Origin of the sequence: Fibrobacter sp. UWB5 (assembly GCF_002210295.1) — a bacterium.
Taxonomy (GTDB): Bacteria; Fibrobacterota; Fibrobacteria; order Fibrobacterales; family Fibrobacteraceae; genus Fibrobacter.
On the sequence record NZ_MWQH01000009.1, the window covers coordinates 1 to 12,377 of the forward strand.

9 protein-coding genes are annotated in these 12,377 nt (G+C 52.2%); 6 read left to right on the plus strand and 3 right to left on the minus strand.

Translation table 11 applies throughout. The features are described from left to right. Nucleotides 1–87: 87 nt before the first annotated feature. Entirely contained in the window at nucleotides 88–1,863 is a 1,776-nt protein-coding gene (locus tag B7989_RS11645; RefSeq protein WP_088628657.1) for a long-chain fatty acid--CoA ligase, read from the minus strand. Nucleotides 1,864–1,998: 135 nt separating this feature from the next. Here B7989_RS11645 and sstT point away from each other — a divergent pair, with 135 nt between their 5' ends. The 5 genes from sstT (at nucleotide 1,999) to B7989_RS11670 (ending at nucleotide 9,431) form a co-directional block, all read left to right on the plus strand. After that, a complete protein-coding gene (gene sstT / locus B7989_RS11650) occupies nucleotides 1,999–3,240 on the plus strand; it encodes a serine/threonine transporter SstT (RefSeq protein ID WP_088628658.1) in 1,242 nt (413 codons plus the stop codon). A 169-nt stretch (nucleotides 3,241–3,409) separates the two neighbouring features. Next, the gene (locus B7989_RS11655) at nucleotides 3,410–4,741 is read left to right on the plus strand and encodes a GGDEF domain-containing protein (RefSeq protein ID WP_233144402.1); all 1,332 of its coding nucleotides are present in this window, start codon (nucleotides 3,410–3,412) and stop codon (nucleotides 4,739–4,741) included. A gap of 23 nt (nucleotides 4,742–4,764) precedes the next feature. Continuing rightward, entirely contained in the window at nucleotides 4,765–5,544 is a 780-nt protein-coding gene (locus tag B7989_RS11660; protein WP_088628660.1) for a hypothetical protein, read from the plus strand. A 137-nt stretch (nucleotides 5,545–5,681) separates the two neighbouring features. After that, nucleotides 5,682–6,752, plus strand: a complete 1,071-nt coding sequence (locus tag B7989_RS11665) for a histidine phosphatase family protein (RefSeq protein WP_088628661.1) — start codon at nucleotides 5,682–5,684, stop codon at nucleotides 6,750–6,752. A gap of 126 nt (nucleotides 6,753–6,878) precedes the next feature. After that, complete coding sequence (locus B7989_RS11670) at nucleotides 6,879–9,431, plus strand: 1,4-beta-glucanase (protein WP_088628662.1); 2,553 nt, start codon at nucleotides 6,879–6,881, stop codon at nucleotides 9,429–9,431. Nucleotides 9,432–9,534: 103 nt separating this feature from the next. On the opposite strand, the gene B7989_RS11675 is transcribed toward B7989_RS11670, so the two are convergent. After that, the gene (locus tag B7989_RS11675; RefSeq protein WP_088628663.1) at nucleotides 9,535–10,071 is read right to left on the minus strand and encodes a hypothetical protein; all 537 of its coding nucleotides are present in this window, start codon (nucleotides 10,069–10,071) and stop codon (nucleotides 9,535–9,537) included. Between the two features lie 144 nt (nucleotides 10,072–10,215). On the opposite strand from B7989_RS11675, the gene B7989_RS11680 reads away from it, so the two are divergent. Next, on the plus strand, nucleotides 10,216–11,454 hold the full coding sequence (locus B7989_RS11680) for a sialate O-acetylesterase (RefSeq protein WP_088628664.1): 1,239 nt from the start codon (nucleotides 10,216–10,218) through the stop codon (nucleotides 11,452–11,454). Here the strand turns inward: B7989_RS11680 and tsaA are convergent. Further along, entirely contained in the window at nucleotides 11,432–12,136 is a 705-nt protein-coding gene (gene tsaA / locus B7989_RS11685; RefSeq protein ID WP_088628743.1) for a tRNA (N6-threonylcarbamoyladenosine(37)-N6)-methyltransferase TrmO, read from the minus strand. The two genes, B7989_RS11680 and tsaA, sit on opposite strands and share 23 nt — an antisense overlap. Nucleotides 12,137–12,377 lie beyond the last annotated feature (241 nt).

The following is a 12,377-nucleotide window of genomic DNA, read 5'->3' on the forward strand; positions in this document are numbered from 1 at the left end:
CGCCAGAAGGCTTCTTTAGAACCACCAGCCTAGCTGGTGGTTTTCGTTCTTACAATAAAAAAAGTCTCCGCTTTGGCGGAGGCTTTTTTATTCTTCGTACATTTTTTCGATTTCGTCGGAGTAGCGGGCTTCGGCAATGGCACGCCTTATTTTCAGGGTTGGCGTCAACAGGCCCGACTCAACGGTAAGTTCATCGCCCACCAAGGTCCACTTGCGGATTTGTTCCCAATGATTCAATTTGCTGTTCACGCGTTCGACATGGCGATTGATCGATTCAAAAATACGCTTGGATTTCAAGGCTTTTTCGACACTGAAATCCTTACCGGTTCGTTGCAAGAATCGTTTTGCGTTCACCGGATTCAAGAAAATGAGAGCCGAAGCAAACTTGCGGTCATTCGCAATCACGAGCGCCTGTTCCACCAGAATGTGGCGGCCCAGTTCCAGCTCAATCGGGTTCGGACTCACGTACTTGCCCGTACTCGTTTTCAAAAGTTCCTTCAAGCGTCCCGTCAAATACAAGTAGCCGTCACGGTCAAAATAGCCTTGGTCCCCCGTTTTAAAGAAGCCGTCATCGGTAAAGATATCCGAGTTCAAATCAGGCCTGTTGCGGTATCCCTTGAACACGCTTTCGCCTTTGACAAGGACCTCGCTATGCTCGCCAATTTTCACCTGCAAATGCGTCAGCGGAAGCCCGACACTTCCCGGTCGCGCCATTCCGAACTTATTCACGCTCACCACCGGCGAACATTCCGTAAGCCCGTAACCTTCGGTCACGTTAATGCCCACGTTCAGCAAGAACCTGCAAATTGACTTGTTCAAGGCTCCCCCGCCCGAAATCACCGTGCGGAATTTACCGCCCATGGCCTCGCGCATTCTACGGTAAACAAGCTTGTCGTAGAAACTCGCAAAAATCCCGCGCTTTTCAAGAGGGTTATGCCTTTTGGCGTAAGCAATCGCATGCTCGTATACAAACTTCTGAATGCCGTGAATCTTCTCGCCGGCCACGGTCATGCTTTCGTAAAGTCGTTCCAGAACGCGCGGCACCACCGTCATGACCGTCGGACGAATTTCGCGAATAATTTCGGCGGTATGGCGCGGCGAGTCGGCAAAGTAGACCTTGATTCCGCACAAAGTATAAAAATAAACCGTCATGCGTTCAAAGGCATGCGCCACAGGCAGTATGACCAAGCCGCGGTCCGACTCCCGGTTCAAGCGCAAAAAATCGCGCTTGATGACCTGGATTTGCGAAAGCATGTTGCGGTGCGTCAGTTCAACGCCCTTCGGGATTCCCGTAGAACCGCTCGTATACAGGATCGAGAACACATCGTCCGGATTCAGGGAATGCATCTGCTGGTTCAGCCAATGCGAAGATTCCGGATCGCGCGACAGCATCTCGCCTTCTTTGACAAGGTCTTCCCAGTACACCCCGTTTGCCGGCAGTTCCGAATGCTTATCAATACAGATGACCACATTAAATCGCGGCATCAAGGCGCCAATGGCAGGTTCCAAGTCCGAAAGCTTGTTCAGCACGAGCACCTGCACCGAAGCGTCATCGCACTGGTAGTTAAAATTCTCGGCCGAAATATTCGGGAAAAGGGGCACCACCTTCGCCTGGTTCAACTGCGTTGCCACATCGGCCATAATCCATTCGGGGCAGCTTTCGGCCACAATGCCTATACTTTTACCCGCCACAAGTCCACGGGCCCTAAAGGCAAGCGCCAGGTATTGGGTTTCTCGGCGAAGGCGTCGGCCGGTAAAATTGATCCATTTCCCGTGTTTACGATGGGACCACCCTGCGAAATTTTCTCTATCGCAGTTTGCAAAAAACAGATGCGCAAGCGATGTGTATTGCAGCGGTTCCATACAAAATACCCTGTCCCTATCGACTAAAATACATTTATTACACGGATTTTTTCTGTTATTTTTATCACAAATCCGCTTTTTTTCTTTATATTTGTGCTATAAGGTTAGTTTATCTGTTTGAATCAAAGGAATGATATGTTCAAAAAGATTCTTGATAAATACAACGGCGTTAAGCTGAACTACCGAATCTGTATTGCCATCGTCATTGGCACACTCCTCGGAATCCTACTCCCCGGACAAAAATGGATCGGCGAACTGGGCGTCCTGTTCGTAGGCGCCATGAAGGGTATCGCCCCGATTCTCGTGTTCGTATTGATTGTGAACTCGCTTTCTGCAGGCAAGACCTCCCTTGACCGACGCTTCGGAAAGGCGTTCGCCTATTACATGGTCAGTACCGTATTAGCCGCCATTGTCGCTGTCGGAGCAAGCTTCTTGTTCCCGCAGAATCTGCAACTGGCACAAGAAGCAACCACCTCCGCCACCTTGCCCAAAGGCATCGGCGAAATCCTGAACAACTTGCTCGTCCGTGCGGTTTCGAACCCCTTCGAAGCCATTACCGAAGCCAATTACATCGGTATTCTCGTATGGTCCATCATCTTCGGTTTCGCCATCAAGATTCACGCCAGCGATTCTACCAAGGAACTTCTGCAAGACATTACCAAGTCCGTCACGGCCATTGTCCACTGGCTCATTAATTTGGCTCCTCTCGGTATCATCGGCCTAATTCATTCTTCCATTGCCACCAACGGTATCGGGATTTTCAAGACCTACGGCATGCTGATAGCCCTCCTTGCCGGCGCCATGATCTTCACCACCTTCATTATCGCACCGCTGGTCGTCAGTTTCGCCATCAAGCAAGACCCCTACCCGCTCGTGATTTACTGCTTAAAGGAAAGCGGCATTACCGCCCTCTTTACGCGAAGCTCGGCAGCCAACATTCCCGTGAACATGGATGTCTGCGAAAAGCTCAAGCTCGACCGTGAATTCTATTCAGTTTCGATTCCGCTGGGGGCGACCATCAACATGAACGGAGCCGCCATCACGATTGCCATTATGACCTTGGCCGCCGCCAATACGCTCGGCATTTCGGTCAGTTTCCCGACCGCCCTGATGCTTTGCATCATCGCCAGTATCGGTGCTTGCGGTGCAAGCGGTATTGCAGGCGGTTCCCTGTTCCTGATTCCTATGGCCTGCTCCTTCCTCGGCATTTCAAACGATGTCGCCATGCAGGTCGTTGCAGTCGGATTTATCATTGGTGCTGTCCAGGATAGCCTTGAAACCGCCCTCAACTCTTCGACCGACGTGATGTACACCGCCGCGGCCGAATACAGCGGATGGGTCGCCGAAGGCAAACACCTGCCCCGCCGTTTCCGCTAAAAAGGGCTGTTATTCCAAATTGGAATAAATTTTTCTGTTACAATTAGAATTAGGACGTTCGCTTTTTGAAAAAATAGGTTATCTTCTTTTCTAGGTGAAAACAATGTCAGCGTACAAAAGACCTATCCATAGAAGCCTTGTTCTTGGAAGCGCGGTATTTATCGCGTTCATGTGTTTTTTGCTTTCGATTCAGGCTTACCTCACCTATTCGAAGTCGATGTTCGAGCGCTACGACGACAAGCTTGACGACATTCTGAACTACGTCACAAAACAGACAGACTTAGACGATCTCTACGAATGTGTCATCAAGGGCGAAAAGAGCGAAAAATACAATCAACTTCAAGAATTGCTCAATGGCATGGTAGACGATTTCCAGTTGTTCTACCTTTACTCCGTTTTTGTCCGCGACAAGCTGATGGTCAACATCTGCTCGGCGACTAGTGCCAAAGAACGAGCCAAAGGCGAAGTGGACATGCCCCTGCTCGAAACGAGCGATGCCTACCCGGAAGAAGAGCTCCATAAATTTTCCGAAGCAATCGCCAAAGATGAAATCTCGTATTTCGAAGAGAATTCCGAATGGGGTTACGCCTACACGGCCTGTAAGCCGCTCGTCAGTTCTACAGGCGTCCACTATGGTCTTCTCTGTGCCGACCTTTCTATCAACGAGCTCCACAAAACCGTTCACGATTACGTTCTTTACAACGTGATCCTGTCTTTGTGCCTAGGTCTGTTATTCGCCCTTATCTTGATTATCTGGCTACGCCATAACGTAACGGGCCCGATTCTCGCACTTGAAAAAAGCGCCCGCCGGTTCGCCGAAAAGAGTCGCGGCAAAAAGAAAGATCCCAAGAACCTCGTTTTCGACGCACCCGACATTAATACCCATAACGAAGTCGAATCGCTCTCGATTGCTATCGCCCAGATGTCCAAGGACTTGAAGACTTATGTCGAAGACATCCTGGAAGCCGAAGAAACGGTAAAGACGGCCCAAGAAGAAGCGGCCACCATGACCATGCTCGCCTACAAGGATGCGCTGACGCATGTGGGTTCAAGGATCGCCTACGACAATGCGGCTAGGACGCTTGAAAAAGACTTGAAGGAAAGGCTCGTCTCTGAATTTGGCATTCTCATGATCGACTTGAACGATCTGAAGGTAATCAACGACAGCTATGGTCACGCAAACGGCAACCTCTACATTGCAGGGGCATGCCATATCATCTGTACTATCTTCAGACACTCTCCGGTGTTCCGCATCGGCGGTGACGAATTCATCGTCATCCTCAAGAACAGCGACTACGAACAACGCCACGAACTCATTGAAGCCGCCAACCAGAAATTCTATGAAACCGAAAACGATGTATCCAGGGAACCCTGGGATCGTTACTCGGTCGCAATCGGCTTGGGTGAATACAAGAGCGGCGACACCGTAGATTCCGTGAGCAAGCGCGCCGACGAAGACATGTACCAGAACAAGCAGAAGATGAAGAAAGCTAGAACCTAGTTCGGATTTCTATATTTACATCTGTGCTTGATGTATTGAATCTCAATTTTTCCTTCTACGACTGGCTGTTGATTTTCATGGTCACGGCGCTCGGAACCCTGAGTGCCTATTTGAAGGATCCGCAACTTAAAGCGGTCACGGCCACCATTCCCATTCCTTGCGGTTTTGCCTACATTGCGGTTGGGCTCCCGATGGGGACGGCGAACGCGATTTCGGGATTCATGTGCTTTCTGTATGTGCATATCGTGCGCATTCTCCACTACAAGGTCAAGATTCCGATTGTCCCAAGCATTATCGCGGGGCTCGCCTTCTTTGTAGCGCTCGGCACATTCCTGATGCCGCGCATTCCCGATAACGACGCCTGGTTCTTGGGCGCTTGCGCTTTTGACTTTGTCGTAGGCGTAGTCATGTTCCAGAAGCAGAGCTACAAATCCGGCGTGCGCTACAAGACTCCGCTCCCCATCTACATCAAGGCGCCCGCCATTGCGGGCGTTGTTTCGGGACTCATGCTCATCAAGCGCCTGATGGGCGGATTCTGCACGAGTTTCCCGATGATGAATTCCATCGTGAGCTACGAGAGCCGCTATTCGCTGGGCGACCAGTGCAGGCAACTTCCGCTGTTCCTGATTGCGGGGCCGCTCATGTTCATCGAAATGCGCTATATCGAAATCGGTCTCGGACTCAACCACTGGATTGTGCTGTTGTGCGGCTACATCCTGTTTGCCTCCATCTACTGGCCACTGAACAAGGAACTCAAGCGCCGTAACGAGCGCGCCGAAAAGGCGTATAGTAGTAGAGGTTAGTTGGTAGAACTTAGTTGGTAGAGCTTAGAGAGAAGAGAGTGTTCTAAGTTCTAAGTTCTAAGTTCTAAGTTCTAAGTTCTAAGTTCTAAGTTCTAAAATTTACATTCTGCATAGCATAATTATTGTATATTAATGGCATGAAAAGACAATTTTTATTCGCCTTAGCAACGGCGGCAGCCCTTTCTGCCGTTTCGTTTACAGCATGTTCTTCTGATTCTTCCAGCTCGCCCGCGACTCCGGAAATTTCCCCGACGGATCCGACGCAGACGACTGACCCGGCCCAGACGCCGACAGATCCGACCCAAAATCCTACGGATCCTGCAGTCCAACAGAATCCTGCTGACACGAGTTCCGCCGTCACGCCTCAGCCCACGGACCCGGCCGACACGACTGCTACGCCCACCGATACTACCACGAGCCAGGCTCCCGGAATCCAGGATACCTCGGCAACGGCCCCGGTGAAAGACGAATGCGAAGGAGTTTCCCCGCAGCCGATCGTATTCCCGATGAACGAGTTCACGGATGTGGGCGAAGTCTACCAGAATATCCAGTGCAACGAAAAGGTCGTGTTCCTGGTACGTCACGGTGAACGCGAAGCCGGTATCGGTTCCGAATCCCCGTTGACCGAAGACGGCGCCATCGAAGCCCAAGAAATGGGCGCCAAACTGGTGGGACCCACCGAATTTAAGTTTATCCATTCCGGATTCGTGCGCACTTACCAGACCGCATTGAACATTGCAATCGGTCGCGGTCAGTCACAGATGCTGCCGGATTCCTCCGTGGTGAATTTCGCAGCCGATACCATCAAGCAACTGGCCGATGGCTGGTACATGAAGGACAAGGAATTGCGCGATACCGTCATGAAGAGGGATTCTATCAAGAACGTGAACGTCATTTACGCGGCCTGGGTCTACGAAGGTCAATACGCCGACGTGTTCTACGACTTGGAAGAACGCAGCAACGAACTCTTGAACACCTACGTGATCAAGGATTACGCCGAAATGCCCAAGTACACGGTAATAGCCTCCCACGACCAGGTTCTGATGCCTCTGACCGTATTTGCCACGCAAAAGCAGATCGACCTCAAGCTGCACGAACCGACCTCCCGTAAGTGGCTCAGCTACCTCGCCGGTGTCGCAGTCATTATCAACGACAAGAACGAGGTGCGCTACGTACCTATCAAGGGTGGTTCTTCGGGCACAATTTAAGGCTTTTCAGGCCCTCCGGACCTGTTGAGAAGTCATAAACATATTTATGGATACAAAGCGGCTTTTTAAGCCGCTTTTTTCGTTATTTAGGTATTTTCAATAGCGAAATAAAAAAATGGAGATGGTATGCTTGGTAAAATAAAGGTTTTGACAGTCGCTTTGGGCGTGGGAATGCTCGCGACTGCGGCAAATGCCGAAAAATACAACTGGGGAAACGTCCGTTTTGACGGCGGTGGATTCGTTTCTGCCGTGATTTTCCACCCCAAGGCCGAAAATCTGCTTTACGCCCGCACTGACGTGGGCGGCATTTATCGTTTTGACTTTGAAAAGAAGACCTGGATCCCGTTGATGGACTGGATAGACCAGAATGACGTGGGTCTCTACGGAACCGAAGCCTTCGCTCTCGACCCGAACGACCCCATGCGCATTTATGTGCTTGCAGGAACGGGCTACTTTAGCAAGGGCCGCACCGCCGTGCTCCGTAGCGAAAACTACGGCGAATCCTGGGACACGACCTATGTGGAAATGCTCGCCCACGGTAACGGCATGGGCCGCCAGACCGGCGAAAAGCTGGCCGTAGACCCGAACATGGGCAATATCGTTCTTTGCGGCAGCCGCACCAAGGGCGTGTACAAGAGTACCGACTACGGTAAGACCTGGACCAGCCTTTACAAGGTCGCCCTTTCGAGCGCCACCGAATCTAGCCTGAACGGCGTGAACGGCGTCAGCTTCGTAATGTTTGACCCGGCTCAGGGCAAACTTGCCGACGGAAGCACCGCCACAATCTACATCGGCACTTCTGAAACCAAGGACAACCTGCAGGTGAGCCACGACGGCGGCGCCACTTGGGAAGTCGTCAAGGGAGTCCCCACCGGACTCATGCCCCACCGCGCCAAGATTGTCGATGGCGACATGTACGTGACCTTTGCTGACGGCCCCGGCCCCTACAACATTGCCAGTGGCGGATTCTACAAGTATAATATTGCCGGCGGCACTTGGACCGACCTGACCCCCAGCGATTCCGTGGAACACGAAGGCAGCACCACCAAGAGCTATGAAAAAGACAAGAGCTCATACGGCGGCGTGGCCATCGACCCTAAGGACAAGAACCACATCGTGATTTCGACCCTCGGCAAGTACACTGGACGCCATGTAACGATCGACGAAAAGGACAACTACGGCGACCGCATTTACACCACGACCGACGGCGGCAAGACCTGGATTCACGGCCAGCATTACAACGACATTCCGAACATCGATGCCAACGGTACCGCCTGGATTCCGGGCAACGCCATCCACTGGGCAGGATCTCTTGAAATCAACCCGTTCAACAACAAGCAGGCATGGGTCACCAGCGGTAACGGCATCTTTATGACCGAAGACATTTCGGCCAAGGTTCCCGTATGGAAGTTCATGTCGAAGGGTATCGAAGAAACGGTTCCGCTCGACATCGTGAGCATTCCGGGCGGTCCGCTCGTCACCGCCATCGGTGACTACGACGGCGCCGCTTATTCCAACATCAATTCCAGCACCAAGCGCCATACCCCGATTATCGGCACCACCGAAAGCATGGGCTACGCCCCGCTGACTGGAAGCCTTTTGCGTACGGGCGTGATTACCGTATATGGCCAGTACGACTCCCAGAACTTCAATGTGATGTACCGCTCCGACGACATGGGCGCCACCTGGGACAGCGTGAAGACGACTCTCAAGGGTCCCAAGGGCTTGGTCGTGCTCTCTGCCGACGGCAAGGTGATGCTACACCGCCCCGACCAGGGCGCCACCGTTTACCGCTCTGCCGACAATGGCGCCACTTGGACCGCTGTTGAAACCGGCACCCAGACGAACTATTCCCGCATTGTCGCTGACCCCGTGAACCCAGACGTGTTCTACGTGATGGGCGGCATGGGCTCGCTTTACAAGTCGACCGACGGCGGCAAGACCTTTGCTGAATCCGAAGCACGCCTGCAGAACGAACAGGAAGGAGTTTACTACAACGGTGGCGGACTCATCCGTACCGTTCCGGGCAAAGAAGGCCACCTGTGGGTTCCTGTGGACCAGGCCCAAGTCTGGCTCCCCAAGGGCTTTAGCGAAAACGGCCTCGCCTACTCCGAAAACGGCGGCAAGAGCTGGAACCACTGCGAAGGTGCATCTACCGCCATCGCCGTCGGTATCGGCAAGGCCAAGGAAGGCAGCGACTACGAAACCATCTTTATCTGGGGTGCAGCCAAGTCCGGCGACCCGATCGGCATTTACCGCAGCACCGACAAGTGCAAGACCTTTGAACGCGTGAATGATGACATGCACCAGTTCGGCGGCCCGGGCAACGGCAACTTCGTGCAGGGCGACATGAACACCTTCGGTGTCGTGTACATGAGCACAGTCGGCCGCGGCACCATCGTAGGCGCCCCCGAAGGCACCGAATTCATTACCAAGCTTAACCGCGTGAACATTACGGCTAGCACCTTCATGCAGCTCGAAAAGCGCAACCTGCACGTGAGCGCCCCGGCCGGCAGCAAGATCGAAATCTATGCCGCCAACGGCAAGCTCGCCTTGAGCTCCAGCCTCGAAAGCGAAAACGTGGTCAGCCTGAACAAGCTGCCCGTGGGCAAGTACATGGCTCGCCTGAAGGGCGCTAACGGCAAAGTTCTCAACCAGAAGACGATCACGCTTCGATAAAAAGATTCTCCATAAATCCAAATACACACAAAAATCCCCGGCAATTTATTGTCGGGGATTTTTGCATTTCAATTCGTTTTACAGGCTAAAACCTGCAAAAAAACTACTGTGCGCTAATGGTATAGACTTCCGTTGCGTTAGTCTTGATACTCACTTCGTCGGTCGCATTTTCCATAAGCCAGAGAGAGCCCGCACCAAAAGTCATTTTGACCGTGGCGGCATCCATAGTGATAACCGGAGCGACTTCAGTACGGGTCTTGAACAAGGCCGTGCTCATGGAATGGAGCTTGACGACATTGCCCTCAACCTTCCAATCGCCATAAACCGGATAATCAAGCGGATTCAGGAGGGGGCTGTTGCCGAGATTTGCCGTGGGCAGGTCAAATTCGAACTTGCCGTCATCGGTAAAGATCAACTTGCCGGGACCTGCGGCATAATCAAAATTAGGGATAATTTCGTTGTTGTTAGCCGCATTGGCAATGCCTACCAAGGACCAGGAACCCACCAGGCATTCGGGGGTCAAGCCCTTGGAGCATTCTTCAGCCTTGGACGGCTTAGGGTCGCTGGAAGAATCACCGCAAGCAGCAAGAGTTGCCAAAGCAAAGGCGGCAGCAAACGGAACCAAATACATCTTTTTCATAGAATTTCCTCGTTTTTCCTTGAATATAAGTAATTCTTGTTGTAAAAATCAACAACATATTAAAGTTTACAATTATTATGGATCCATAATAATGGGTTATTTTTAGGTTGAGGGAAATTTTTCCCCCGTTGTTTGGAGTATATTATGAAAAAAATTCTTCTCGGAGCAGCATTCGCAATGGCTCTTTCTCAAGTAAACGCCGCACCGGACCCGAATTTCCATATTTACTTGGCCTTTGGCCAGTCCAATATGGAAGGCCAGGGCGATATCGGACAACAAGACAAGTCTGTCGACGACCGATTCCAGGTTCTCTGGGCTTCCGATAATGGTTCTTGCTCGGGCAAGAGCAAGGGCAAATGGTCGACTGCCGTGCCTCCACTGGCGCACTGTCAAGGAGCGAAGCTTGGCCCCACGGACTACTTCGGCCGTACCATGGTCGAAAAAACGGATCCCCAGATTAAGGTGGGCGTCATCGTGGTGGCTGTTGCAGGATGCAGCATCAAGCTGTTCGACAAGGACCAATACAGAAGCTACGCCCAGGGTCAGCAGAGCTGGATGACCCAGCGTATTAACGATTATGGTGGAAACCCCTACGGCCGCTTGATCGAAATGGCCAAGAAGGCTCAGGAAGACGGCGTTATCAAGGGCATTATCTTCCACCAAGGTGAAACGGACGCCGGTGACGGTAGCTGGCCTTCCAAAGTCAAGGGTGTCTACGACAACATCATCAAGGACCTGGGTCTCGGCAATGACATTCCGTTCCTTGCGGGCGAAGTGCTGCGCAGCGGTAGCAGTGCCGGCGCGAACAACAACATCGCGAAGCTCCCGCAGCAGTCCAAGAACTTCTACGTGGTGTCTTCCGAAGGCTTCAACCAGGCTTTGGGCGACGGCCAGAACGTGCACTTCACCTCGCAGGAATACCGCGACTTCGGTAAGCGTTACGCCGAAAAGATGATCGAGGTCCTGGGCGACAAGCTCAAACCCGCCGCAACCGCCGAATCCAGCAGCAGCGAAGTCGCCTCCAGCTCTAGCGAAGCAAAGTCAAGTTCCAGCCATAGCCATCACGGAGTTTCTTCTTCGTCAGAGGCAGGCTCGTCGCCGGAATCGTCGTCGGATGCTGGCGTGGGAATTGCGCAGGTAAACCACTTTGCAGGCGGGGCGCTTACGGTGAACAAAGCCGGCAATGTGCAGTTGAGCCTTGCCAAGGCAACGCAGCTGACCGTCAAGATTTACTCTAGCCTCGGCAAGGAAGTGCTGGATTTGAGCGGCAACTACGCCGGAACCAACACTTTGATGCTTGAGGGCAGACTCCCGGCCGGGCGCTACGTAGTAAGTGCCCAGGGCGAGGGGTTCAAGGCCACTAAGGCTGTAATGGTAAAATAGCGACGACCGTCAGGTGGTCGCCCTGCACTTGAAACTTGATTTCGAAGTCGGCAAACCGGAAGCCGTAAACCCGGTCGGCGGACCTCTGGTACGCGGGCCGCGGGTCTTCGGAAAGCAGCTCTACTAGAGCTGCTTTTTTTTCTGCAGGGAATTGTTCGTCAAGCGCAGCTTGCACTTCGGGCGCGAAACTGACCTCAAGCTTGTTGAAGCGCACGGCCTCGGCAAAGCCGCCGGCCGCCTCGGGCACGGAATCCGCATAAGGCAAATAGGGCTTGATGTCTACGATAGGCGTGCCGTCCATCAGGTCAGCGCCGCTCACCTCGATGGAGGGAGCATTCTCCCCCGTCAGGTTGATTTTCTCGATTTTCACGCAACTCATGGCGATCGGATTCGGCCTAAAGCTGCTGCGGGTCGCAAACACGCCGAGCCTCGTATTGCCTCCAAGACGGGGCGGGCGAACGGTCGGCTTCCAGGTGTCGCGCACGTTTTCCGAGAAAATCCACAGGAGCCACAAGTGACTAAAGCCTTCCAGCCCACGCAAAGCGTCGGCAATCCGAAATTCCGGCTCAAAGACAATTGTAGAGCGCAAATTCTTCAAAAGCCCGCTCTGCCGCGGGATCCCGAACTTATCCGGAAAATCGCTCTGAATCCTCGCAATCACTTTTATGTTCAATTCATTTATTTCTTTCACAAGAGAATATATAGCAATAATATAAAACTTAGATTGTCACTCGGATTGTCACACGAATTCGAAATGCCTAACGGCATTTCAAAAAATAATAGATCAAAAAAACAGATTTTGCGTTAGCAAAATCGAATCAGTGGGACAAATTAACGTGATTCCTGAATAATAAACAAATTTTGCGTTAGCAAAATCAAATCTGTGTGGCACTATTTTGAAAGCTACAATATTTTAGCTATCT